This is a genomic window from Ruegeria sp. BA2, assembly GCF_056539605.1.
The window spans coordinates 579,365-605,149 of the sequence record NZ_JBQFVE010000001.1; the positions used below are offsets into that span (position 1 = coordinate 579,365).

23 protein-coding genes are annotated in these 25,785 nt (G+C 55.9%); 16 read left to right on the top strand and 7 right to left on the bottom strand.

All coding sequences use genetic code 11. The annotated features are described in order from the left end of the window. The first annotated feature begins 3 nt into the window (after positions 1–3). From ACR0NN_RS02895 to ACR0NN_RS02905, 3 genes are all read left to right on the top strand, one after another. Complete coding sequence (locus tag ACR0NN_RS02895) at positions 4–1,050, top strand: ABC transporter permease (protein WP_170682887.1); 1,047 nt, start codon at positions 4–6, stop codon at positions 1,048–1,050. Positions 1,051–1,063: 13 nt separating this feature from the next. Continuing rightward, the gene (locus tag ACR0NN_RS02900; RefSeq protein WP_170719489.1) at positions 1,064–2,527 is read left to right on the top strand and encodes an ABC transporter permease; all 1,464 of its coding nucleotides are present in this window, start codon (positions 1,064–1,066) and stop codon (positions 2,525–2,527) included. Between the two features lie 93 nt (positions 2,528–2,620). Further along, positions 2,621–4,708: an ABC transporter ATP-binding protein gene (locus ACR0NN_RS02905; RefSeq protein WP_170719490.1), complete on the top strand. Its 2,088-nt coding sequence runs from the start codon at positions 2,621–2,623 to the stop codon at positions 4,706–4,708. A 108-nt stretch (positions 4,709–4,816) separates the two neighbouring features. Here the strand turns inward: ACR0NN_RS02905 and ACR0NN_RS02910 are convergent, their stop codons facing one another. The 3 genes from ACR0NN_RS02910 to ACR0NN_RS02920 all read right to left on the bottom strand — a co-directional run bounded on the left by ACR0NN_RS02910 (position 4,817) and on the right by ACR0NN_RS02920 (position 7,561). Next, entirely contained in the window at positions 4,817–5,803 is a 987-nt protein-coding gene (locus ACR0NN_RS02910; protein ID WP_170719492.1) for an MBL fold metallo-hydrolase, read from the bottom strand. Between the two features lie 128 nt (positions 5,804–5,931). After that, complete coding sequence (locus tag ACR0NN_RS02915) at positions 5,932–6,855, bottom strand: LuxR C-terminal-related transcriptional regulator (RefSeq protein ID WP_480683853.1); 924 nt, start codon at positions 6,853–6,855, stop codon at positions 5,932–5,934. A 127-nt stretch (positions 6,856–6,982) separates the two neighbouring features. Beyond that, a complete protein-coding gene (locus ACR0NN_RS02920; protein ID WP_170719497.1) occupies positions 6,983–7,561 on the bottom strand; it encodes a lytic transglycosylase domain-containing protein in 579 nt (192 codons plus the stop codon). A 207-nt stretch (positions 7,562–7,768) separates the two neighbouring features. Between ACR0NN_RS02920 and ssb the strand changes: the two genes are divergently transcribed. Further along, positions 7,769–8,254, top strand: coding sequence for a single-stranded DNA-binding protein (gene ssb, locus ACR0NN_RS02925; RefSeq protein ID WP_170719499.1), 486 nt, complete (start codon positions 7,769–7,771; stop codon positions 8,252–8,254). A gap of 18 nt (positions 8,255–8,272) precedes the next feature. Next, positions 8,273–9,343, top strand: a complete 1,071-nt coding sequence (locus ACR0NN_RS02930; protein ID WP_170719501.1) for a site-2 protease family protein — start codon at positions 8,273–8,275, stop codon at positions 9,341–9,343. 6 nt (positions 9,344–9,349) lie between these two features. Here the strand turns inward: ACR0NN_RS02930 and aroB are convergent, their stop codons facing one another. Both aroB and ACR0NN_RS02940 read right to left on the bottom strand, forming a co-directional pair. Next, positions 9,350–10,459 carry a 3-dehydroquinate synthase gene (gene aroB / locus ACR0NN_RS02935; RefSeq protein ID WP_170719503.1) on the bottom strand — a complete coding sequence of 370 codons (1,110 nt, stop codon included), beginning with the start codon at positions 10,457–10,459 and terminating at the stop codon, positions 9,350–9,352. Then, positions 10,459–11,046, bottom strand: a complete 588-nt coding sequence (locus ACR0NN_RS02940) for a shikimate kinase (RefSeq protein WP_170719505.1) — start codon at positions 11,044–11,046, stop codon at positions 10,459–10,461. The genes aroB and ACR0NN_RS02940 overlap by 1 nt, the downstream gene beginning before the upstream one ends. A 79-nt stretch (positions 11,047–11,125) precedes the next feature. Here ACR0NN_RS02940 and ACR0NN_RS02945 point away from each other — a divergent pair, with 79 nt between their 5' ends. The 10 genes from ACR0NN_RS02945 to ACR0NN_RS02990 all read left to right on the top strand — a co-directional run bounded on the left by ACR0NN_RS02945 (position 11,126) and on the right by ACR0NN_RS02990 (position 23,502). Beyond that, the gene (locus ACR0NN_RS02945; RefSeq protein ID WP_170682897.1) at positions 11,126–11,275 is read left to right on the top strand and encodes a hypothetical protein; all 150 of its coding nucleotides are present in this window, start codon (positions 11,126–11,128) and stop codon (positions 11,273–11,275) included. Next, positions 11,265–12,791, top strand: coding sequence for a hypothetical protein (locus ACR0NN_RS02950; RefSeq protein ID WP_170719507.1), 1,527 nt, complete (start codon positions 11,265–11,267; stop codon positions 12,789–12,791). The genes ACR0NN_RS02945 and ACR0NN_RS02950 overlap by 11 nt, the downstream gene beginning before the upstream one ends. A 2-nt stretch (positions 12,792–12,793) precedes the next feature. Further along, a complete protein-coding gene (locus tag ACR0NN_RS02955) occupies positions 12,794–13,750 on the top strand; it encodes a tyrosine recombinase (protein WP_170719509.1) in 957 nt (318 codons plus the stop codon). Positions 13,751–13,813: 63 nt separating this feature from the next. Then, positions 13,814–15,121: an HlyC/CorC family transporter gene (locus ACR0NN_RS02960; protein WP_170719512.1), complete on the top strand. Its 1,308-nt coding sequence runs from the start codon at positions 13,814–13,816 to the stop codon at positions 15,119–15,121. A gap of 87 nt (positions 15,122–15,208) precedes the next feature. Further along, the gene (locus ACR0NN_RS02965; RefSeq protein WP_170719514.1) at positions 15,209–15,964 is read left to right on the top strand and encodes an aldolase/citrate lyase family protein; all 756 of its coding nucleotides are present in this window, start codon (positions 15,209–15,211) and stop codon (positions 15,962–15,964) included. Between the two features lie 83 nt (positions 15,965–16,047). Beyond that, positions 16,048–18,465, top strand: a complete 2,418-nt coding sequence (locus tag ACR0NN_RS02970; protein WP_480683858.1) for a GcvT family protein — start codon at positions 16,048–16,050, stop codon at positions 18,463–18,465. Positions 18,466–18,496: 31 nt separating this feature from the next. Further along, entirely contained in the window at positions 18,497–19,111 is a 615-nt protein-coding gene (locus tag ACR0NN_RS02975) for a nucleotidyltransferase family protein (protein ID WP_170719519.1), read from the top strand. 747 nt (positions 19,112–19,858) lie between these two features. Next, positions 19,859–21,295 (top strand): Do family serine endopeptidase, encoded by a 1,437-nt coding sequence (locus ACR0NN_RS02980; protein ID WP_170719521.1) that lies wholly within the window; start codon positions 19,859–19,861, stop codon positions 21,293–21,295. Between the two features lie 163 nt (positions 21,296–21,458). Further along, positions 21,459–22,139 carry a response regulator transcription factor gene (locus tag ACR0NN_RS02985; protein ID WP_170682905.1) on the top strand — a complete coding sequence of 227 codons (681 nt, stop codon included), beginning with the start codon at positions 21,459–21,461 and terminating at the stop codon, positions 22,137–22,139. Further along, a complete protein-coding gene (locus tag ACR0NN_RS02990) occupies positions 22,132–23,502 on the top strand; it encodes a sensor histidine kinase (protein ID WP_170719524.1) in 1,371 nt (456 codons plus the stop codon). The genes ACR0NN_RS02985 and ACR0NN_RS02990 overlap by 8 nt, the downstream gene beginning before the upstream one ends. Positions 23,503–23,537: 35 nt before the next feature. Here ACR0NN_RS02990 and ACR0NN_RS02995 read toward each other — a convergent pair whose 3' ends face one another. Then, complete coding sequence (locus ACR0NN_RS02995; protein WP_170719526.1) at positions 23,538–24,761, bottom strand: cytochrome P450; 1,224 nt, start codon at positions 24,759–24,761, stop codon at positions 23,538–23,540. 92 nt (positions 24,762–24,853) lie between these two features. On the opposite strand from ACR0NN_RS02995, the gene ACR0NN_RS03000 reads away from it, so the two are divergent. Further along, positions 24,854–25,201, top strand: coding sequence for a TfoX/Sxy family protein (locus ACR0NN_RS03000; RefSeq protein WP_170719529.1), 348 nt, complete (start codon positions 24,854–24,856; stop codon positions 25,199–25,201). A 60-nt stretch (positions 25,202–25,261) separates the two neighbouring features. Here ACR0NN_RS03000 and ndk read toward each other — a convergent pair whose 3' ends face one another. After that, on the bottom strand, positions 25,262–25,684 hold the full coding sequence (gene ndk, locus ACR0NN_RS03005) for a nucleoside-diphosphate kinase (RefSeq protein ID WP_008757405.1): 423 nt from the start codon (positions 25,682–25,684) through the stop codon (positions 25,262–25,264). Positions 25,685–25,785: the final 101 nt, after the last annotated feature.

Genomic DNA, 25,785 nt, shown 5'->3' on the forward strand with positions numbered 1-25,785 from the left:
ATCATGGGACTCTTCATCCTCCGACGGTTTGGCGTAATGCTGCTGACAGCGCTTTGCCTGACTTTCGTGGTCTTCTTTTTGACCAACCTATACCCAAACCTCGAAAAACTTGCCAAAACTCAAGGGAACCAGCGGATGTCGGACGAACAGGTCCAGACTTGGCTGGAAAACCGCGGCTATCTGCAGCCTACATTGATCAAATATGGTCAGTGGCTTGGGGTCGCGCCTGGATTTACCAACACATTGGATGACGGCACATTTGTTGGAAGCTGTACGCGTCCCGGCTCGACCGAGGAAACCACGCCACGCTACTGCGGTGTCCTGCAGGGCGATTGGGGTTATTCCACCGTCTTCAAGGATGAAGTGGGTACAATTGTCGCAAAACGCCTTGGCAATACTGGCTATCTGATGTTCTGGGTGCTCGTGTTGATGGTGCCCTCTGCCTTGCTGGTTGGGGTACTTGCGGGGATGCGCGAAGGGTCTGCTCTGGATCGGTCGCTATCGACATTCTCGATCATCACGACCGCAACCCCAGAATATGTTTCGGGTGTTATCTTTATCGCGATCTTCACCTCGTCGACTGTTGGCCTGAAATGGTTCAAGGGCACGGCAACACAAGCGATGGAGAACCCGACCTTCGAGAACTTCTTCCTACCGGTGTTGACCATTGCGCTTTACGGGATGGGTTATATCGCCCGGATGACCCGCGCCTCGATGACCGAGGTTATGACAGCGCAATACATCAGAACCGCACGCCTCAAAGGTGTGTCGTTCGGCAACATCGTCATGAAACACGCGTTGCGCAATGCGCTGATCGCGCCCTTCACCGTCATCATGCTGCAGTTCCCATGGTTGCTGAATGGTGTGGTGATCGTCGAGACCCTGTTCAACTACAAGGGCTTTGGCTGGGCGTTGGTTCAGGCCGCAGGCAATAACGACATCCAGCTGCTGCTGGCGATCTCGGTCGTGTCGGTCTTTGTTGTTCTGGTGACGCAGCTGATTTCAGACATCGGCTATGTCTACCTCAACCCGCGCATTCGCATTTCGTAAGAAGGGATAGACTATGGAACCTCTAAGCTGGACCGGCTCTATCGCCTTCCTTAATCCGATCCTGATGATCGCTTTGGCGGCGCTTGTGCTGTCTATATTGGTCTGGATCGTCGCGAGCATCTTCCTGCCCGAGCAACAAATCACAGTAAACTCTGACGGGACTGTCAGTTCCGGTGGCGGGTTTCGCGGCCTGATCCAGTTGGCACTAAACTACAGTTTCCTTGCCTGTGTTGGCTTGTCTGTGGCCTATCTGCTGCTTGGCATCGTGATGGGCACGAGTGCAGGAATTATCGGGGCAATGTCCCAGCAATTCCTGCCAGTTTGGGTTGCCCTGATCATCATGTTCGCGTCTTCCATCGCCTTCAAACGGCGCCTGGGTCTGTATGGCAAGCTGTATGACAGCCCCATCGGCATGATTGGTTTTGGCCTTGTGATGTTCTGGGTGTTTACTGGCATCTTTGGTGCAATGGACATGATCGTCACCCATGACCCGCTGACACAGGTTTCGGGCATGAAAAACAAGGTGCCGGGAACTCCGCTGCCGAATGTGGAAGATGGAGAGCTCGCCTGGTATCTGCTGGGTGGGGACAACTTGGCCCGCGACGTTTTCAGTCGCATGGTCAAAGGGGCCTGGATCGTGGTGCAGATCGCACCGCTGGCGACCATGTTCGCCTTTATGGTCGGGATTACTTTGGGCCTGCCCGCAGGCTACTACGGCGGACGTCTCGACACGTTCCTGTCCTTCCTGGCAAACTTGATCCTGGCCTTCCCCGTCATCCTGCTGTTCTACCTGTTGGTGACGCCTGAGATCGTTGCAACCGGGGTGCCGAATTACATGGCGGCAGTGTTGTTCGTCTTTCCGATTCTGTTCTTGGCGGTTTTGCTGAACTCTCGGTTCTATACGCGCCCCAGTTTCCGGACACCGCTTTTGATTGCTGTGTTGGGCATTACGGTTTGGCTGTACCTGTCGCTGATTTCGACCGGAGGGTATATCATCAACACTGATGCCTACCGCATTTGGGGGCTGCCCACATATCTGGATCTGTTCGATATTCCGGGTGGTATCCTGGTGGTCTTTGTCTCGGTGGTCTTCGTGAATTCGCCCACGGTGTTCCGCATCGTGCGCGGGTTGGCGCTGGACATCAAGACGCGGGACTATGTGGCGGCGGCGCAAACCCGTGGCGAGGGTCCTTGGTACATCATGCTGTGGGAGATCCTGCCCAATGCACGCGGCCCACTGATCGTCGATTTCTGCCTTAGGATTGGCTATACCACCATTCTATTGGGAACCTTGGGTTTCTTCGGGCTGGGTCTGCCACCCGAAAGCCCGGACTGGGGGTCGACGATTAACGAGGGCCGCAAGCTCTTGTCGATCTATCTGCACCCTGCCCTTCCGCCTGCTTTTGCACTGCTCTCACTGGTTCTTGGTTTGAACCTGTTGGCAGACGGGCTGCGCGAAGAAAGTCTGAAGGATTGATGTGACCGAGGCCGGGGGCTCTGCCCCCGGACCCCCGAGATATTTTTAGCCAGATGAAGGGGATCCCCCTGACTCTCGCGAGGAGTAAACAAGATGAGCAAAATGGCGGAATTTGACGGCCCGATCCTGGAGATCGACAAGCTGTCGATATCCTTCTTCACCCGTCTGCGCGAAATCCCTGCAGTCATGGACTTTTCGGTCAGTGTTCAGCCCGGTGAGGCTGTAGGGCTGGTTGGTGAATCCGGCTGCGGCAAATCCACTGTGGCCCTTGGGGTCATGCAGGATCTTGGCAAGAACGGCCGTATCGTTGGCGGATCGATCAAGTTCAAGGGGCGTGATCTAAGCGAGATGACGACCGAAGAACTGCGAGACATTCGCGGCAACGAAATCGCCATGATCTATCAGGAGCCAATGGCGTCGCTAAACCCGGCGATGAAGATCGGTAAGCAGCTGATGGAAGTGCCCATGATCCATGAGGGCGTGGGCGCGGAAGAGGCCTATGCCCGTGCCTTGGAGGTGGTCACTGATGTTAGACTGCCCGACCCTGAGCGGATGTTGAATTCATTCCCGCACCAGCTGTCCGGTGGTCAGCAGCAGCGGATCGTGATCGCGATGGCGCTGATGTCGAAACCGGCGCTTTTAATCTTGGATGAACCGACGACTGCATTGGATGTGACCGTTGAGGCCGCAGTGGTTGAACTGGTCAAGGATCTGGGCAAGAAATACGGCACCTCTATGCTGTTTATCTCGCACAATCTCGGGCTGGTTCTGGAGACCTGCGACCGGCTATGCGTGATGTATTCAGGCGAAGCGGTCGAGCGCGGCTCGATCAAAGATGTATTCGACGAAATGCAGCACCCGTATACACAGGCGCTGTTCCGCTCAATCCCGCTGCCCGGAGCTGACAAGAACTCGCGCCCGCTGGTGGCAATCCCGGGGAACTTTCCCCTGCCCCATGAACGGCCCCCGGGCTGTAACTTTGGTCCACGCTGCGACTATTTCGAAGAAGGTCGCTGCGACGCCAAGGACATTTTGATGGAGGCGGTGCCCGGCAACGACCGGCACCACACGCGCTGTTTGAAGTTCCAGGAAATCGACTGGAACGCGCCGATCACTGTGGGTGAACAAAAAGAAAAAGGCGAAATCGGCCGAACCGTTCTGAAGATGGACAACCTCAAGAAATATTACGAGGTTGCGGCCAATGCCTTGTTCGGGGGCGGCGAAACCAAGGTCGTTAAGGCCAATGAGACGCTCAGCTTTGAGGCGCATGAATCGGAAACGCTCGCCATTGTGGGCGAATCCGGCTGCGGTAAATCGACCTTTGCGAAGGTTTTGATGGGGCTTGAGACAGCCACTGACGGGCAAATCTTGCTGGACAATCGCAACATCGAAGATGTTCCGATCGAGGAGCGGGACGCGAAGACCGTGGGCGAAGTGCAGATGGTTTTCCAGAACCCGTTCGACACGTTGAATCCGTCGATGACGGTAGGTCGACAGATCATACGCGCATTGGAAATCTTTGGCGTCGGGAATTCGGAAGCTGAACGCAAGCAACGGATGTTGGAACTGTTGGATCTGGTGAAGCTTCCTCGGGCCTTTGCGGACCGGATGCCACGTCAGTTGTCCGGTGGTCAAAAGCAGCGCGTGGGTATCGCCCGCGCGTTTGCAGGCGACGCGCGAATTGTTGTTGCGGACGAGCCGGTTTCTGCACTCGACGTCTCGGTTCAAGCGGCGGTCACCGACCTGTTGATGGAAATCCAGCGCGAACACAAAACCACGCTGCTATTCATCAGCCACGATCTGTCGATTGTGCGCTATCTCAGCGACCGTGTGATGGTGATGTATCTGGGTCATGTGGTAGAACTGGGGACCACCGATCAGGTGTTCAGCCCACCCTATCACCCCTACACCGAGGCTCTGCTAAGTGCGGTTCCAATCGCAGATACTTCGATTGAGAAGCAGCATATCGTGCTTGAGGGTGATATCCCATCGGCGATGAATCCGCCACCCGGTTGCCCATTCCAGACGCGCTGTCGCTGGAAGTCCGAGGTGCCCGATGGGCGGTGTGAGTCCCATGTACCTCCGGTACAGACGCTTGCGGATGGGCATCAGGTGAAATGCCACCTTGCCGAGGATATTCTGGCAAAGATGGAGCCGGTTATCAAAATCGCAGCCGAGTAAGGCACAGCAAGAGATAAAAGGGCCGGTCCATGACCGGCCCTTTTTTTGTGTCACGGGGTGTTGGGGGACAGGCGACACAATTTGCGTGTGAGAGGTAGAAAATTCTATTCAGCCCGTCATAACGTTGCTGCCGAAGTGCATGAATTCGTTGGACATCCCAGCGACTTCTTCGGCGTTCAACTGAAGGCTCGCACTATCAAGCATCTTGAAGCTGGGCTGCGATTTGACCCACTCATCTGCGGATTGAAGCGTCGTTAGCGTGTAGGATGTTACATCGTTCAGATAATGCGTCGGGATGATGATCTTGGGCTGTAGTTTAGAGACAATGTCATTGCCCTGATCATAGCTGAGGATATGCTGCGATCCGTCAATAGGCAGTGTAAGTACGTCAACTTGCCCAATGGCATCCCAGAACTCTTGCGGTGGATTGTGCCGATTGTCGCCCCAGATAAGGGTGCGAATGCCTCCGGTTTCGACAAGATACACTACCATATCCATGTGCCCGACATTGTTCGGCGGGCAGGCCTCGGCACCAAATTCGGCCAGCGCATTCGTCCACTCATACCAGCCCGGTGCAACACAGGCGTGCTTGTCGGCAAAACCGGTAATCTTGAGGTCTGCGAACTCAAAATTGCCGACCATTCTATCCAGAACCATTGTCGAGCTGGGTCGTTCAATAGCGTCATGGTCGAAATGCGCGTGGGTGGACATGGTAATATCGACAGGGATTTGCGGAAACTCGTTCCGAAACCACAAGCCCCAGGCACCCGACGGATCGTCCCGCCAGGGATCGAACAATACCGTCGCCCCGTTGGGTGAAGTGATCTTGATCGCACAGTGACCGTAGTAATCAATCCCGACGGTTCCGGTGCTGGCCTGCCCTGTTGAACCCTGCAGCTCGACCACGTGGTTGTTGTTGCCCGGTTGCAGCCACGCCTGCGATTGCGCTTGGGCTGGTTTGCTGCCCAGCAACGAGGCACCTGCCCCCACACCTGCGGCACCAGCTGCCATAAAGAACGACCTACGCGAAAGGCCCTTCGCCAGCGCGTCGCGTTCCCCGTTCAGAAATACCGACTTTAGATCTTTGCGATCCATATTCATCCTCCCGATTGACTGGGCACGGCTGGTTCCGTGCCCTTCTGATCAGGTTAGCAAGGTCAACCCGAGTGGCTCAGATCAGAAAAATCAGGGGAAAATATGGGGGTAATCCCCATATTCTTAGATCACGAAATCGACAAAAGATGGCTGCGCAGGTTCTGATCCCGGCCTTCAAGGCCAAGTTTCCGGCGAATATTGTTACGATGAAAATCAATCGTAGACGTCTCGCGCGACATGGCGCGGGCGATGTCTTTGGTGGATTTACCCGACATGACCAACTGTGCGATCTCGATTTCCGTTGGCGTCATGACCGAAAACGCTTCCGAAAGCTTATCAGAGATCATCGACGTGATATCTCTGAGATTGCTTTCGGCCAGATCGAGATAAACTTGCGCAGTATCACCTTCGGTCAATTGTCCACGCAGCTTGTCCAGATAAGGCATGACCATCGTGCGAACCCGTTCAACAATATCCTGATCATGGTCCTTTCGATCATCATCCAAACTGGTCAGTAACACCCGTAGGGCCGTGTTCGTTTCCTGCAATTCGCGCGTTCTTGCCTCGACGCGATTTTCCAAATGTGCCAACGTTTCGTTCAGCTTATCCTCTAGGGCGCGGCGTAGGTAAACCTCTTGAATCAAAGCCAAATCTGATTCGACCATGCGTGCGAACTGCGCCAACCCTTCACGAAACAATAGGGCACGGCGATTGCGGTGGCGATCCAAGACACAGATGGTTCCAAACACTGCACCATCCGGCCATTTCAATGGGTATCCAATGTAAAAGGACATCCCATGTTCCAAATCTTCGTTATCGTTCCAGGCCGGGTCGCACGTGGCATCTTCGACGACAAATTCGCCATCCCGCTCAAGAACGCCCTGACAATATAGCTTGGGGTTTAGGCGAAAGTTCATGCCAACAGGGTACGGGTTCTCGGGGTGATCCGAAGTGATCAGGACTGCATGATCTGGCGCATCGGTTTTCATGATCAAGGTGGCAGGCACATCGGCCAGTTGCGAAACCAAATCCACCAGGCGCTGCCAGTTCACCAATGTGTCAGAGGGAATTTCTGGTCGATCCTGAAGCATCACGAAAACGCACCAAAGCTGGGAACTACCTTCCCAGACTATGTCAGTGCGCGCAGATCGATCAACAATCGGCCTCGCCGCGATGCAGCTAGCCGCCCCAGATCACTTTCACATAGTTCTGGGTCTCTTTGTAAGGTGGGATGCCGCCATGTTTTTCAACCGCCTTAGGGCCTGCATTGTACGCAGCCAAAGCAAGACGCCAGGATTTGAACTTGCGATATTGCCACGACAGATACCGCGCACCGCCTTCGAGATTCTGAATCGGGTCTCGTGGATCAACACCCAGCAATCTGGCTGTCTGCGGCATCAACTGCGCCAAACCTAAAGCACCTTTGTGTGAAACAGCATGCGGGTTCCAGCCACTTTCCTGCTGCACAAGACGCAGAAACAGCTCTTCGGGAATGTTGTGCTGCCGTGCAGCGTTTCGGGCGTGTTCAAGATATTGCCCCCGATAGTTACCGGTGTAGCGCTTGACGAACTTTCCACGCTCAGTCTTGGGTTTCAGCCTTTCTGAATCGCGATATTGGCTGGCAGCGCGATTGTCCAAAACCTTGGATTGCTTAAGGAACAACGCTTTGCGATTCTTGGTAGACAGCGTTTCAGCCTGCGTCGCAAACGACGTCAGGCAAAGGCCCAATACCGAGATACCACCAACCAGAAAACGCATTAATGCCAATCCTGCACCCTCAACAACCAGACAGATTATAGTTAAAACAGTCCGAAATGAAAGCTTGGTTAAGACCAGACTAAAATTTTGATGGTCACAGTTGCATGATCAATCATGTTTTAACCAAGTCGCAGCCCGTATAGGGTCAGCAGCAGAACGCAGCGCCAGATTCGGGCGCCATCCAATCAGAGTAGAACGAGGGAATATATGGCGGGTTCAGTCAACAAGGTGATTTTGATCGGCAATCTTGGTGCCGACCCCGAAGTGCGGTCGTTCCAGAACGGTGGTAAGGTATGCAACCTTCGCATCGCTACGTCTGAAACGTGGAAAGACCGCAACACGGGCGAACGACGGGATCGAACCCAGTGGCACACGGTCGCCATTTTCTCGGAACCTCTGGTTCGCGTTGCTGAGCAGTATCTGCGCAAAGGCAGCAAGGTCTATATCGAAGGCCAGCTAGAGACCCGCAAATGGCAGGATCAGTCGGGGCAGGATCGCTATTCGACCGAGGTTGTGTTGCGGCCCTATCGCAGCGAACTGACCATGCTGGATTCCCGCGGTGAAGGTGGCGGTAGTGGCGGTGGCTATGGCGGCGGTCAAGCTGGCGGTGGCTATGGTGATCCCTATGGCGGCCAGTCCAGCGCCCCTGCCCCTGCATCCGGTGGTATCGATGACGACGAGATTCCGTTCTAAACCAAACGGAGAAACAACATGGCATGGTCCTTCTCACTTGGCCGATTGCTCGGCTCGGAACTGAGGGTCCATGTCACCTTCTTCCTGCTGCTGGCCTGGGTTGGGTTTGCAGCCTATTCCAGCGGTGGGTGGGCTGCCGCGCTCAACAACATCGTATTCGTTCTGGCCTTGTTTGCCTGCGTCGTGGCGCATGAATTCGGACACGCCCTGATGGCGCGGAGATATGGCATCCGTACGCCAGACATCACCCTGTTACCCATCGGCGGGCTGGCGCGTCTTGAGCGAATGCCGGAAAAACCGATGCAAGAGGTTTGGGTCGCATTAGCTGGCCCCGCGGTGAACATAGCCATATGGGCCATCCTGGTTGTGCTGGGTGCGGGCATACAGCTTGGCTCATTGGCGCAGATTGACTCGCCCGGGACCAGCCTGCTCAGCCGTTTGGCATACGTGAACCTGCTGCTGGCCGCTTTCAACATGATCCCTGCCTTTCCCATGGATGGCGGGCGCGTATTCCGCGCATTGCTGTGCATGAAAATGGAACGCACCAAAGCCACGCGCATTGCGGCCCTCGGCGGTCAGATCGTTGCGGTTGGGCTTGGCTTTCTGGGACTTACAACTGGCAATCCCATTCTTGTGCTGATCGCTGTCTTTGTCTTCATTGCGGCGAATGCTGAAAATCAAGACGTCGCGTTGCGCTCGGTCACGCGGCGCGTGATGGCGCGGGATGCGATGATCACAGAGTTCAGAGCTCTATCGCCCGATGACACGCTGGCAACGGCCGCGCAGGCTGTCATTCACACGACGCAGCACGAATTTCCTGTTCTGGCACATGATGGCAGCCTATTGGGGTTTGTCACCCGGGATCGGCTGTTCACGGCGCTTGCTGGTGATCACCCCAGATCGGAATCCGCCGTCTCGGTCATGGAGACCGATATCCCGCAGGTCGGGCTGACCAGCGGGCTGAACAAGGTTTTGGACGGGCTGCACAAAGGCGCGCCTGCGATTGCCGTGTGCACCAAGTCAGGCCAGATGGTAGGCTACATTACACGTGAGAATATTGGTGAGTTGATGGTGATCCAGGGCCGCTAATCCCAATCACACCTCCAACGCATCCTTAAGCACTGAAACCACCGTTTCGCGCGGTACATCTGATGTGACGAAAGCTTGCCCAATCCCGCGCGCCATGACAAAGCGCAGTTGGCCGTCCATGACCTTTTTGTCCTGCCCCATCAGATCAACCAGCGTTTCAGCGTTCGGCAACTCGCCGGGGATATCGGCAAGATCGGTCTTCATGCCCATCGCGCGCAAATGCGCCCTGACACGGCTTGGGTCTTCTTGCGAGCACAGGCCAAGACGAGATGACGTTTCAAACGCCAGCGCGCACCCGATGGCGACACCTTCACCATGCAGCAGTCGATCTGAATACCCCGTTGCAGCCTCAAGCGCGTGACAGAAGGTATGGCCCAGATTCAGCAGCGCCCGGTCACCTTGCTCGGTCTCGTCCCGCGCCACGATATCAGCCTTCATCTGAACTGAGCGTGTGACAGCCTGCACCCGCGCCGCCATGTCGCCCGATGCCAAGATCGGGCCGTTCTGTTCCAGCCATTCAAAGAATTTGGCATCTCCGAGAAGACCGTATTTGACCACTTCGCCATACCCGGCCAAGAAATCACGCGCCTGCAAAGAGCCCAGTACATCCGTGTCCGCCAATACCAACGAAGGCTGATGAAACGCACCGATAAGGTTCTTTCCATGTGGCGCATTGATCCCAGTCTTGCCGCCGACCGAACTATCGACCTGTGCCAGCAGCGATGTCGGTATCTGCACAAAGCGCACCCCGCGTCGCATCACTGCGGCGGCAAAACCCGCCAGATCGCCGATAACACCCCCACCGAGCGCGACTACGATATCGTTACGTTCTACCTTTTCCGCAAGCAGCCATTCCACTGCGCGCTCAAAATGCGGCCAGCTTTTGGTGGCCTCACCCGCTGGCAGTGCCAGAGCACTCATCTCGATCCCGGCTGAGGCCAGGCCTTCACGCAATGCATCCAGATGCAGGCCTGCGACAGTCTCATCCGTCAGAACCGCGACACGCTTACGCTTTATCAGCGGAGCAATCCATTCCCCGGATTGCGCCAAAAGGCCGGGACCGATCTCAACATCATATGAACGCTCGGCCAGATCAACATGTACGGTTTGATGCATTAAATTCGTTCCAAAATATCCGGGCGTGTCGCCAGTGCGGCAATGACCCGATCCACCATATCTTCGATTGCGGTTTCACCATCAGAGTCGGCCACCAGATCGGCCTGTTCATAGATTGGCACGCGCGCCACGTACAAATCGCGCAAGGTCGCATACGGGTCGGCCGTACGCAGCAAAGGCCGCGTATCTTTATGTTTGACGCGATTCCACAAGACGTTCAGATCAGCCCGCAACCATACAGACGCGCCTAGCTCCGAGATCATTTTGCGATTGCCTTGCGACATAAACGCACCGCCCCCGGTCGATAGGATACCTTTTTCCTCGTCCAAAAGCCGCCCGATGATCTGAGTTTCCTTACTTCGAAAGAAAGTTTCTCCGTCGCGGGCAAATATCTCGGGGATGGTCATATTGGCCGCCGATTCGATTTCGGCATCGCTGTCCAGAAACGGAACACCCAGCCGTGCCGCCAGCGCTCGGCCAACCGCCGTCTTACCAGCCCCCATCATTCCGACCAATACAACCGTTTTGTGCAGTCGAAACTGCGCCGCTGTGTCGGAACGCACCGTGTTATGCTTAATTTCGCTCATTTCGTCGTGAATGACGTGATCTTAAGAAAAATGCTAGTTATAACTTGGGTAAAAGCAAAAATTGAGGCAGCGTTCACCCATGGGCCGTTTGATCAAGTTCCTGATTTACCTCATCTGCCTGTGTTTTATCGGGTTGGTCGGGTATACCTATATCGGACCATTTTTTGGCGTGGACTTCTCAGCGCCGCAAAGCGAAATACGTGAACCGGTCATTCTTAATGCCGACTAGAAGCACTTTGCTGGCGCTTCTTTTGGCCGGAACCGCGCAGGCACAAACGCAAGAGCCATTGTCGATCATCGACTGGCTGACCAATCCACCTGAGAATCTGCCGGGTACCGTTCTTCTGGAACCTCCGGTAACACAAACGGGGCTGCAACCTGATGTGCAGGTGACCCCGCTTGAGGCATTGTCTGCGCCGTTGGGGTTGGTGGCCTCTTCGGTGACGGGATTGCCCGTGGACCTCTGGCAAGGCAGCAATGCAGAACGGTTGGCCGAACTTATAGCGCAGGTTCGGGTCAAATCCAATCCCGCCATGCAGCGACTGCTGTTCACACTGTTGCTGTCCGAGGCGCGCGCACCTGCCGGAGGTCAGGCAGAAGATATACTGCTGAAGGCGCGCCTGGATCGTCTAATGCAATTGGGAGCATCTGATCCGGTGCAATCCTTGGTCCAGTTGGCCGGTCCGACCGATTCACAAGACCGCTTCAAGCGCTGGTTTGATGCGACCTTGCTGACCGGTGATGAGGACCGCAGTTGCACGGCCCTGATCGCGCAACCGAATTTGTCCCGGGACTATGCCGCTCAGATCTTCTGCAAAGCCCGTCGTGGCGACTGGGCTTCGGCAGCCCTGACGCTTGAGGCTGTGCACGCGCTGCAGGTTTTGCCCGAAGACCAACTCGCCCTGCTTGACCGATTTCTCAGCCCGGAATTGTTTGAAGGTGCAGAATATCTGCCGCAGCCCGACAATCCCAATCCGCTTACCTTCCGTCTGTTCGAAGCCATCGGAGAGCGCTTGCCAACAGCCTCTCTGCCGCGGGCTTTTGCCAATGCGGATCTGCGCGACGTGGCCGGATGGAAAGCACAGGTTGAAGCTGCTGAACGGCTGACGCGCATTGGTGCGCTGACCCCCAATCAGTTGCTGGGTCTTTATACTGCACGTTCGCCTGCGGCCTCGGGCGCAGTATGGGATCGAGTCGCAGCTATTCAAAAATTCGAAGCGGCCTTGGATGCAGGCGACCCAGAAAAAGTTTCAAAGGCGCTGAAATCCGTTTGGTCACAGATGAAAACCGTGGATTTGGAGGTTCCTTTCGCTGAACTCTTCGCCCCCCGGCTGGCGTCGATGACTCTGCCGGATCAGGCCACCGAAAATCTACGCTGGCGCATACTGCTTTTGTCCGAGCTTTATGAGGATGCGGCCCAAACCGTCCCCAGCGAATCAGAGGCCAACATGTTTCTTTCGGCCCTCGCGCAGGGCGATCCTCAACGCGCAGCGTCGCCTACCCCTCTGGCGGATGCGATTTCGCAGGGTTTTGCCTGGTCTGCCCCCATCCCCTCGGACATCGATGCATTGCTTAACAATGATCAATTGGGCGAAGCCATTCTGGAAACGATGCAATTGTTTGCCCATGGTGCACGCGGTAATCTTGTAGACCTGACTGCCGCGATCGCTGCATTCCGTCGCGTTGGGCTTGAGGATACCGCCCGTCGTGCGGCATTGCAGTTGATGATCCTAAACGGGACGTGATCATGACCGCGCCTGCGACACAGGACATTTGGATATCCACATTCCTGGAAGCGCAAGCCGCCGAGCTTGGGGCGGCAACGAACACTCTGCTTGCTTATGGCCGGGACCTAAAGGATTTCTCGGATTGGCTGACGCGCCGGAAATCGGATTTCACCGAGGCTGATCGTGACCGGATCGAAGGCTATCTGATCGATTGTGATGCGCAGGGGCTTTCACGCTCAACTCGCGCGCGGCGTTTGTCGGCGATCAAGCAGTTGTATCGATTTGCTTTCGAAGAAGGTTGGCGGGACAATAATCCGGCAATTCAAATCAAAGGTCCTGGGCGGGCAAAAAGACTGCCTAAAACGCTGGATGTCCCCGAAGTGGACCGCCTGATTTCTGCTGCGCGTCGAACGGGCCGATCCGACGCGGACAAAGTGCGTAACACTTGCCTGATGGAATTGCTCTACGCCACGGGAATGCGGGTGACCGAGTTGGTGTCGCTGCCCGTTAGTTCGGCCCGAGGCGACCCGCGGATGCTGCTGGTCCTCGGCAAAGGCGGGAAAGAGCGCATGGTGCCCTTGTCCCCCCCTGCCCGTGAGGCGTTGGCCGAGTGGCTGGAAGTCCGCGACGTGGCTGAGGAGAACGCAATCGCCAACGGCGGCCAAGTATCGCGTTTTCTGTTCCCTTCGCGCGGGAAATCCGGGCATCTGACCCGGCATCGTTTTTTTCTGTTGGTCAAGGAACTGGCCGTTGAAGGTGGCGTTTCGCCCGAAAAAGTCACTCCGCACACATTGCGACATGCTTTTGCGACGCACCTGCTTGCAAACGGGGCTGATCTGCGTTCGATCCAAACTCTGCTGGGTCATGCGGATGTCGCTACGACCGAAATCTACACCCATGTTCTGGACGAGCGCCTCTCGGAACTGGTGCTGGAACACCACCCGTTGGCGAAAGACACCCCGACAGATGATGGCTAACCCCTTGATTGGTAGGGGCCGCACCCCCATAACGGATGCAGCAACAAGAACAACCTAGGACCAATGGAACCCACCCCTTCTCTGCTTGACGGCGCATTCTGGATCACGTCAGGATCCATTCTTCTTCTCCTTGTCCTATCGGGCTTTTTCTCGGGCTCCGAAACGGCACTGACCGCATCATCACGTGGTAAGCTGCGAGCGCAGGCCGACAAAGGATCGCGCGGAGCGCAAAAGGCGCTGGATATAACCGACGACAATGAGCGCCTGATCGGCTCGGTCCTGTTGGGCAACAACCTGGTCAACATCCTTGCCGCCTCGCTGGCGACTGCCCTGTTCACACGGCTGTTCGGTGAAAGCGGCGTGGCGCTTGCCACGCTGGTGATGACCTTGTTGGTACTGATCTTTGCCGAGGTTCTACCAAAGACATATGCCATCACCAATGCAGAAAAAGCCGCCGCCTTGGTCGCGCCTGTTATTGGTGTCGTGGTCACGGTGTTCTCTCCGGTCGTGGCCGCCGTCCGGCTTTTGGTGCGCGGCGTGTTGCGCCTGTTCGGCGTGAAGATCGATCCCGACAGCAACATTCTTGCGGTCCGCGAGGAAATCGCAGGCGCGCTGCAACTGGGACATTCGGAAGGCGTGGTTGAAAAAGAAGACCGCGACCGCATTCTGGGCGCGCTGGATCTTGGTGATCGCACGGTGGAAGAGATCATGCTGCATCGCTCGAACATCGAAATGATCGATGCGGATGACGAACCCGAAGCGATCCTGAAACAGTGTTTGGAAAGCCCGCATACCCGCCTGCCCGTGTTCCGGGAAGAACAGGAAAACATCGTGGGTGTCGTCCACGCGAAAGACCTGTTTCGCGCGATGTACGCGCAGGTTGGTGGCCCCGAGGGGGATACGGATCAGCTTAAGAACTTTGACATCGCGAAGGTCGCGAATGATCCATATTTCGTTCCCGAAACCACCACTCTGGACGACCAGATGCGCGAGTTTCTTCGTATGCACAGCCATTTTGCATTGGTTGTGGACGAGTATGGATCATTGCGCGGGTTAATCACGCTGGAAGATATCCTGGAAGAAATCGTCGGAGAGATCGCCGATGAGTTTGACATCGACGAAGAGGTTCCCGTGACCCGCACCGACGATGGCCAATTCCTTGTCGAGGGTGCGATGACCATCCGCGACGCGAACCGCGCGCTCGATTGGACTCTACCGGACGAAGAGGCCAATACGCTAGCCGGTCTGGTGATCCACGAGGCACAGATGATCCCGATTGTTGGTCAGGTTTTCTCATTTCATGGTTTCCGCTTTGAAGTCACTGCGCGCGAAGGGAATCGTATAACGGCACTGAAGGTTCGCCCACTCTAGCGCTTACGAAATGTTTTCATGAGTTTCTGACGCCCTGCTAAGGTGCCCGCAATCGATAACGTCAATCAATTGCAGGACAAATGACAGATGCCCAGCCTCAAGAGAAAATTGCAGGACACTGAAGATCGGGTCAGCTCAATCGTTTGCACGATACCTTCAGCGACTGTCACGCAGGCGCTTGCGGCGTGCGGTGTTGATTCACTGATCATTGATCTTGAGCACGGAGCGGTCGACTATGCCTCAGCCCATGCGATGATCGCGGCGACTGCAGGAACGGACTGTGCGCCTTTGGTGCGCGTGGCAGAAAACCGGCCATCTGACGTAAAGCGAGCTCTGGATCTGGGCGCGGAAGGCATCGTATTTCCCCTCATTCGAACCGTTGAAGATACCCAAAAAGCCGTTGACAGCCTACGCTATCCGCCCAATGGCACGCGAGGGTTTGGGCCGTTTCTGGCGCAATCGCGCTGGGGGGAAACTCTCGCCACCTATCCCGGCGTTGTTGAGCCGGAATTGATTTGCTGTGTCTTGATCGAAACTGCCGAAGCCATTCAGAACATTGACGCAATTTGCGCTGTTCCCGGCGTCGATTTGTTAATCGTCGCACAGTTCGATCTGAGTACAGAACTGGGTTTGATGGGCCAGTTCGACCATCCCGACTTTATCGCAGCTGTTCAGAAGGTCGAAAAAGCTGCATTCGGAGCCGGAATTCCCCTTGGCAATGCCGCGATGAGCGAAGCACAGGCAGCCGACCTGTTTTCACGTGGTTACCGACTGATCGGAGGCTTTGATGTGCTCTGGTTGCGAGAGAAGGCATTGCAGATCCAAAGTTGGTGCAAAGCATGAGTTACGACACCTGTTGTCGCTAACAGAATAGTAATCTCGACACCTGCTCGACAATTTTGCCAAAAAAAATCTGGAGATCAATCGTGAAAACCACCACTCGTGTCGCAGTTATTGGCGGGGGCGTCGTCGGATGTTCGGTCCTCTATCATCTGACCAAATTGGGTTGGTCGGATGTGATGCTGCTGGAACGCTCTGAGCTAACGAGTGGTTCGACGTGGCACGCAGCGGGTGGGTTTCATACGCTGAACGGCGACACCAATATGGCTGCCCTGCAGGGCTATACCATCCGGCTGTACAAAGAGTTGGAAGAGATCACGGGTATGTCCTGCGGCCTGCACCATGTTGGCGGCGTGACATTGGCCGATAATCAAGACCGGTTCGACATGCTGCTCGCGGAACGCGCCAAGCATCGGTTCATGGGCCTTGAGACCGAGATCGTAGGCCCCGAAGAGATCAAGAAAATCGCCCCGATAACCAACACAGATGGCATTCTTGGCGCGCTTTATGATCCTTTGGATGGGCACCTTGATCCATCGGGCACCACTCATGCCTATGCCAAGGCTGCACGTATGGGTGGCGCCACGATCGAAACCCATTGCATGGTGCACGAGACCAATCAGCGCCCGGACGGAACTTGGGATGTGGTGACCGATAAGGGCACGATCCACGCCGAACATATCGTCAATGCGGGCGGCTTGTGGGCGCGCGAAATCGGCGCAATGGCGGGCATCTACTTCCCGCTGCATCCGATGGAGCATCAGTACCTGGTCACCGATAACATCCCCGAGATTGAGGCCATCATCGACGCAGGCGGTGAACATCCGCACGTGATGGATCCAGCCGGAGAAAGCTACCTGCGGCAAGAAGGGCGCGGGTTGTGTATCGGATTTTACGAACAGCCCTGCAAACCTTGGGCCGTAGACGGCACACCTTGGGAATTTGGCCATGAACTGCTGCCCGATGACTTCGAAAAGATCACGGACAGCATCGAATTCGCCTACAAACGCTTCCCCGTGCTCGCCGAAGCGGGCGTCAAATCCGTAATCCACGGACCGTTTACCTTTGCCCCGGACGGCAACCCTCTGGTCGGGCCTGTGCCCGGAGTCCGGAATTATTGGTCGGCCTGCGGTGTCATGGCGGGCTTTAGTCAGGGCGGCGGCGTTGGCTTAACTCTGGCTCAATGGATGATCGACGGCGAACCCGAACGCGATGTATTTGCTATGGATGTGGCGCGGTTTGGTGACTGGATCAACCCGGGCTATACGCGCCCCAAAGTGATCGAAAACTATCAAAAGCGTTTCAGCGTCGCTTACCCGAATGAGGAACTGCCCGCTGCGCGTCCGAACCGCACCACGCCGATGTATGACATCTTCAGTGACCTCGGTGCCGTCTGGGGGCAGCAATATGGGTTGGAGGTACCAAACTATTTTGCCCAAGGCGATGAGCCCGATTTTGAGACACCATCGTTCCGCCGCTCCAACGCCTTTGAGGCCACTGGACGAGAAGTCCGCGCCGTACGCGAGGGCGTTGGGATCAACGAAGTCCACAATTTCGGCAAATACCGCATCACTGGGGCCGGTGCACGCGCGTGGCTGGACCGCGTCATGGCAGGCCGCATTCCAAAACCGGGCCGCATCTCGCTGACGCCTATGTTTTCGCCCAAGGGAAAATTGATCGGGGATTTCACAGTTTCCTGCCTGCATGACGGCCTGTTTCACCTCACCGCCTCTTACGGAAGCCAGGCGTTCCATATGCGCTGGTTCCTGAAGAACCAGGAGGAAGGGGTAAAGATCGAGAATATCAGCGACCGTCTCAACGGATTCCAGATTGCGGGCCCAAAGGCTGCCGAGGTTCTTTCGGCCTGTACCCGCGACGATGCTGGCTCGCTCAAGTTTCTCGATGTCAGAGAGATGACCATTGGCATGACTGACTGTATCGTTCAGCGCGTAAGCTATACCGGCGATCTGGGCTATGAAATCTATTGTGATCCGATGGCTCAGCGGCAGCTTTGGTGGACCTTGTGGCAGGCGGGCCAGCCCCACGGAATCACTCCGTTTGGCATGCGCGCGATGATGAGCCTGCGTCTTGATAAATTCTTTGGCTCGTGGATGCGGGAGTTTTCGCCGGATTACACCGCAGCAGAGACAGGCTTGGACCGGTTTATTTCGTTCACGAAGAACACCGACTTTATCGGTCGCGCCTCGGCCGAGGCCGAACGCGCCGCCGGGGCCAATCGCCAGTTGGTTGCGTTTGATGTTGATGCAACGGATGCTGATGTGAACGCATACGAACCGATTTGGCTGGATGGCAAGGTCGTCGGTTTCTGCACGTCAGGTGGTTATTCCCACTATGCGCGCAAATCGATCGCCATGGGGTTCCTGCCAACCGATCAGGCAACCGAAGGGCGAGAAGTTGAGATCGAGATACTTGGTCAGATGTGCAAGGCGCGGGTGATTGCGGCGCCCTTGTTTGACGCTGACGGCGCAAGAATGCGAGCGTGACTTAAACCGCCCTTAGCGACATGCTGGCGAAATGATTGAGATACCCATCATCCTGCTCGCCGCTGGGCAATCCAGCCGCATGGGCGGAATTGACAAGCTGATGCAACCGGTTGACGGCGTGCCGCTGCTGCGCCGTTCCGCCCAGAGGGCCCTTGCCGCAGGCCCTGTTATTGTCGCTCTTCCCTCCTTCTCTCATCCGCGCTTTGATGCGCTGGAGGGGTTGGATGTGATGCCTGTCGAAATCCCCGATGCGCAGGAAGGTATGAATGCCAGCCTAAGGGGCGCGATGGCCGCTGTTCCGTCTGGTGCGCCTGCAGTCATGATCCTGTTGTCGGATCTACCGGATCTTACGACAAAAGATCTGATAGACGTTATCCAGTCGGTTGAAACACACCCAAACAATCTGGTTTGGCGCGGATCGACCCAAGAAGGCAAACCTGGGCACCCGGTCGTTTTTGATCGATCTCTTTTTTCTGAGCTAAGTGAACTTGCCGGTGACAGCGGTGCTCAATCTGCCGTGCGGCGCTGTAAGGACAAGGTGCATCTTCATCCACTACCCGCTCGCAACGCTCTGCTCGATTTGGATACACCAGATGACTGGGCGCAGTGGCGCGCCAAACGGTCCCGAAACCAAACCTTAAAGTGAACACGGCCCGGTCGTTTTCGACCGGGCCGGTTGCCCAAAAACAGGACTACCACTTTCACCAATCTCTAAACCGCTACCAAACCGCCAATCAGGCTATCTGGCTTTGAGCTGCCGAACCTAAACAAGACCCCCTCGTTAACATGCCGCTCAGCGCTATGGAGATTGAGATGTGCCTTTGACACCCCCTAGTGTCTCGGGCCCCCCTCACTTGGGCAAAACCAATGTCGCTCATCAGATGCGCTCAAACAACGTAAAATTGGATGGAATGGTAAATTTCCGCAAAACCGGACTGTCTTTTGCGCAACATTGCAACACTTGAGATTCTACCAGTGGTTGCATGATGCTGTATGCAACTGAGGACTTTCGTGCAATTTCATGGACCTAATTCGGTCAACACGCCTATTTCACAAGCTTCTCTCACTGCGCTCAAAACTCAAACACAGAATACGTTGCAACTTTTAGGAGAAGCTTTTTGATGTTCGGATAAGCGCCGTTTCTTTGTTAACAAAAATGAATCAATTCAATGCTTTTTCTAAATCATTGACTTTGTCGGCAACAATCCACCGATTCGCCCCGATTCACCCAAGCTGATTCTTGCCGCTAGGCGCCTCAGAACGGCCACATCTAAACGGCAAAACATGGCGAAATTAAGGTTTCTTAATTTTTCTCTCAGGATATCCAAAGGTTGCTGGGGCATCTCCTTTCTCAATGCGCGGGATAAACCGCCAAACACAGACAGGAGTCAAAATGAGCATCCGCAAATCCTCACTGCTTTTTCCACGCACATCCAACTGGATGGGAGCTAGCGCACTGGGCGCGGCCATGCTGGCCACAACCGCCCTGCCCGCAATGGCAGACGAGGCGCTGGCCGATCTGGTCGAAACGGTTTCCCCCTCGGTGGTGACCATCATCGCGAAACAGGACGCCACACCGACCCCCGCACAGGGACAGGAATTCAATTTCGAAGGTCACCCCTTTGGTGAATTCTTCAAGCGCTTCGGTGGGCCGGACGGTTTCGAAATGCCACAACGCGGCCCCAGCCAAGGTCTTGGATCGGGTTTCGTGCTTGATGAGGCTGGATATATCGTCACCAATCACCACGTTGTCGACAACGCAACCGAAGTGACCGTGCGTCTGAGTGACGACCGCACGTTCGAAGCGGAGATCATCGGAACCGATCCGCTGACGGATATCGCGGTTCTCAAGATCGATGCAGGTGAAGACCTGCAAGCGGTCGAGATGGGCGACAGCGACGTTATTCGCGTTGGCGAGGATGTAGTCGCCATCGGCAACCCGTTCGGCCTGAATGCTACCGTGACGACTGGCATCGTCTCTGCAAAGGGACGCAACATTTCGGAAGGTCCCTACGCCGAATTCATACAAACCGACGCTGCCATCAACAAAGGCAATTCTGGTGGTCCGCTGTTTAATATGGAAGGCGAAGTCATTGGTGTGAACTCGGCGATCTATTCGCCCAGCGGTGGCTCGGTCGGTCTGGGCTTTGCTGTCACGTCGAACATCGTCGATCATATCACAGCTGATCTGCTGGATGATGGCGAAGTCAGCCGGGGCTGGTTGGGTGTGTCGATCCAGAATGTCAGCCCCGAACTTGCGGCAGCCATGGGTATCGATGAGGCAACGGGTGCCTTGGTATCGGATGTTGTTCCGGACAGCCCCGCCGATGGAATATTGCAGCAAGGTGACGTCATCCTGTCCTTCAACGACGAAACCGTTGATTCTAGTAGCGATCTGCCGATTATTGTCGGAACGACCAAAGTCGGTACTGACAGCACATTGACGGTGTTGCGCAATGGCAAGGAAGAACAGATTGAACTGACGATCGGTCAACATCAATCAGCTTCAGCAGCGGTTGATAGCGTGGTTGAAGATAAGTTCGAAGGCACCTCACTGGGTGTGACCGTGGCCCCTTTGACTGAAACCGCACGCGCCGAAAATGGCGTGGCCGAGAATGTCGATGGCGTTGTCGTCACCGATCTGAAACCTGAAAGCCCTGCGGCCAAAGCCGGTTTGCAACGCGGTGATGTGATTGTCCGCTTGGGTAATCTGGATACCGTGACACCAGATGCGCTGAAAGAAGCGCTGGAAAGCGAGAAGACGGATCCGGCTCTGGTTTTGATCAATCGCGGTGGCAACCAGATCTTCGTCGCGGTCGAGATCGCCTAACCCAACACCTAAGCGCGCCACATGATGGGGAAATCTGGAGCGCTTAATCTGGCCGGCACGGATTGTCCACGCGCCGCCGGAGCTGCCGGGTGCGAAATCGCACCCGGCATGTTTTTTTCAAAGAGTATGTATGTTTATATCCCAGTTAGAAGGAGCCCTGACCATGAGCAGACGCTTATTGATCGTTGAAGATGACCAGGACACGCGGGACTTCATCGCCAAAGGGTTTGGTGAGGAAGGCTATGTTGTCGAGGTCGCATCAGACGGGCGAGAAGGCCTGTATCACGCCACGGATGGCGGGTTCGATGCGGTCGTACTGGACCGGATGTTGCCGGGGCTGGATGGTTTGTCTTTGATCAAATCAATGCGCGCGGCTGGGTTGAAGACCCCTGTTCTGATGCTAACCGCGATGAGCGCGGTGGACGAGCGGGTAAAAGGCCTGCGTGCAGGCGCAGATGATTATCTGGTCAAGCCCTTCTCGTTTCAGGAGCTCCATGCCCGGATCGAGGCGCTGTTGCGACGTCCACAAGAGGCGGAAGAGGCACCAACGCTCGCCTGCCGCGATCTTGAAATGGATCTATTGACGCGAAAGGTCACACGTAATGGGCGTGAGATCACGCTAACCCCACGCGAGTTCCAAATTCTGGAGTATTTTCTGCGTCGAAAAAACCGCGTCGTATCGCGCACCATGTTGCTAGAAGGTGTTTGGGACTATCACTTTGACCCGAACACCAATGTGGTTGACGTGCATATCTCAAAGCTGCGCCGTCAGCTTGACGAAGACGGGGCAACCCCGATCATTGAAACGGTCCGAGGGGCCGGTTACATGGTTTCGGATGGATAACCTGCGCCTGTCGCTGAAAAATTCGCGTACGAGACTGGTTCTTGCCAGCATGGTTCTTAGCACGTTGCTAACAGCGGCCGTGCTGACCATGGTCTATGTCACCGCCAATCGCACGATTACAGGCGAAACACGCTCGGTCGTCTCAGCGGAACTGACCGGTCTAGCGGATGAATATGAACGGCGCGGCATGATCGGGCTGATTACCGCGATTGAGCGGCGTTTACCCACGGCTGCCGAACGCGATGCGTTGTATCTGCTAACCGGCCCCCAAGGCGGCAAACTGGCAGGCAATTTGGTGCGCTGGCCTGAAGGGATCACGCCAGGTAGTGGCTGGGTCGACCTGCAGCTCCGCAAGGGTGATACGGAGCAGTTTGTTCCGATATCGGCAGCCTCAATCAGATTACCGGGCGGAGAACGACTGCTTGTCGGGCGCGATGCGCTGGCGCGGCAGCAGTTTGACCGCGTTCTGTTTCGCTCGGTCGCGCTTGCTCTGGTTACCGCGCTGGCGCTCAGTTTGCTGACCGGCTGGCTGCTGACCCGGCTGGTGTTTTCACGGCTGAAAGACATTGCCGACACTGCCGACAATATCGTTTCGGGCGATCTGGCTCTGCGCATGCCGATGCGCGGTACGGGGGACGAATTCGATCAGGTTTCGGGCACATTGAACAACATGCTGGACCGCATTGAAGAACTGATCAGCAACCTGCGCACCACATCGAATTCAATCGCGCACGACCTGCGCTCCCCCCTGTCGAGGCTGCGCCAAAGAGTTGAGTCGCTGGCCGAGCCAGGTAAAAGCGAGCAGGATCGCGAAATCGATCTGGCGCGTGCGACTGGGGAAATCGATCATCTGCTGCGCGTTCTCAGCCAATTGACCGAGATTTCGCGGGCTGAGGCCGGACTTGGGCGCGAACAGTTTGAGCCCGTTAAGCTGCCGCAACTGGTTGGCGATGTGGTTGAACTCTATGAGCCGGTCGCCGCAGATCAGAACATTCGGCTTGAAGTTGTTGGTAATGCTCAACCGATCCAGGGCCACCGCCCACTGCTGTCACAGGCGCTGTCAAACCTTCTTGAAAACGCGATGCGCTATGCACCGCCCGGTACGGCGATCACGATCGAAATCAAGGATGAAGACGACAATGCGTTGCTGAGCGTTCGCGACCGTGGCCCCGGTGTGCCAGAAAGCGATCTGCCCCGATTGCAGATGCCATTTGTCACGCTTGACCCGGCCCGAACTGAACGCAATGCGGGTCTTGGCCTCGCACTTGTTGCGGCAATTTCGCATATGCACGAGGGCACATTTCTGGCCCGCAATCGGAAGCCAGGGCTAGAGACGACCTTAAAGCTCTCACGCAACGCTTAGGCGCATAAAGAACGCCACCTAAACGTTTGCCTACGTTACAGAACTGCAGGCAGCGATGCATAACCGTGAAAGCGAATGCGACCGCCTTGCACCCGTTCCTTCATAATTCCGTAGTTGGGGAACCGGTTCAATAACCGACCTAGTGCGATGCGGCCTTCAAGCCGTGCCAAGGTCAGGCCGACACAGACATGCGGTCCGCCTGCAAAGGCCAGATGCCTGTTCGGCTTGCGCGTGATTTCAAATCGGGTTGGATCGACAAAAACCTCTGGGTCACGGTTCGCCGCCCCGATACATAGATGCAGGTTTGTTCCCTTCGCGATCCGTTGGCCCCCGATCTCTACCTCCGTCGTCGTTTCCCGATTGCCAAACTGGTTCGGGGATCGAAAGCGCAGCACCTCCTCAACCGCTGGAACAATCAGCTCGGGATTTTCCAGTAACAATTCACGCTGTTCGGGATAATCATTCAACAACGCCAAGCCGTTGCCGATCAGATTGGTGGTTGTCTCGTGCCCGGCATTCAGGATGAAGATACAGTTTTGCAAAAGCTCAATTTCGCTCAACATCTCGCCTGCGCCTTCGCCACGGATCAAGCGCGTCAGAACATCTGTCTCGGGGTCACCCGGATCGGCACGGCGACGGGCAACAAGATCGCGAAGATACGCTTTGAATTCGCGCACCGCGTTGTGTCCGATCTCAAGCTGAGCTTCCGTCAAGGCAGGCTCCAAAGCGCCGAGGATAGCCAAGGACCAATCCCGCAACGGTGCGCGTTCATCCATGGGCACGTCCAGCAGATTACCGATGATCTGGATCGGGATTGTCGAGGCAAAGTCCTCAATCAAATCGACCTGCCCTTTGCCAGCCATACCGTCCAACAGAGCATCAACGGTATCGATTAGGCCCGGCTCCATTCGCGCGATTGCGCGCGGCGTGAGAGCTAAGGTCATGATCTTGCGCACCCGAGTGTGCAGTGGCGGATCGGAAAACACCAGTGAGGTTGTGTGATGTTCGAACAGAGGCGACCCAACACCGAATTTCGGGCCAAACGCAGCCTCTTTATCCGAGGAATAAAGCGTCGTGTTGCGATAGATGGCATCCAGATCCGCATGGCGCGACAATAGTATCGATCCGTCCGGCTGCCGCAGAATAGGCGCATGCAATAGCAAGGCGTCGTAGAACTGAAATGGATCATCAACAAACCCGACAGGCGGGTTCATCAGGTCCAGATTTTGCGCTATATTCTCAAGGCTTAGATCATTCATACTTCGCTCTCCCAACATTTGGGTAGCGGAAAGGGACGCTTCAAACAACCATGTGCAGGTGACACGTCGGAAAGGGCGGGATAAGACAGGGCATGTCTGACCCGATCTCATCCATTCGCAACCTTGGTCCCGCGTTCGAGCAAGCCTGCGAACGCGCTGGTATCATGACAGCTCAGGAGTTACGTACGCTCGGCGCGGATGAGGCCTATTCGCGCCTGCTCCAAGCCGGAACCCGCCCGCATTTCATTGGCTATTATGTTCTCGTCATGGGTCTGCAAGGCCGACCCTGGAACGATTGCAAGGGCGAGGAAAAGAAGGCGCTGCGTGAACGGTTCGATGCGATCAAGGCCAGTTCCAGTCGGGCCCCTGAAAGCCAGTTGATCTCGGATCTGGATGCCGTTGGCGTGCGCGTGACGGCGAAAGATCTCAAACCCGTTTGAGCAATGAAAAAGGCCGCGCCCCCGCAAAAAGGCACGGCCTAGATTTAATCTGACGACAGATTAGCCGACGAGTTCGATACCCGAGAAGAAGTAGGCGATCTCAACCGCAGCAGTTTCCGGTGCGTCCGAACCGTGGACCGAGTTTTCGCCAACCGACTCGGCGAACTCGGCGCGGATGGTGCCGGGTGCCGCGTCTGCAGGGTTGGTTGCGCCCATGACTTCGCGGTTCTTTGCGATGGCGCCTTCGCCTTCCAGAACCTGAACAACAACCGGAGCCGACGACATGAATTCGCACAGTTCGTCATAGAACGGACGCTCAGCATGCACGTCATAGAACTTGCCTGCTTGGGCTTTGGTCATGTGAATGCGCTTTTGCGCAACGATGCGCAGACCAGCTTCTTCGAACTTGGCATTGATCTTGCCAGTCAGGTTGCGGCGGGTTGCATCGGGTTTAATGATCGAGAATGTGCGTTCCAGTGCCATATTGGCCTCTCCTTGACTTAAGGGCGCGGTCCTCGCGCCGAAATCTATCGCGCGCCGCCTAACATGGTATTTGCCTCATGAAAAGCGTTATGATCGTTTAT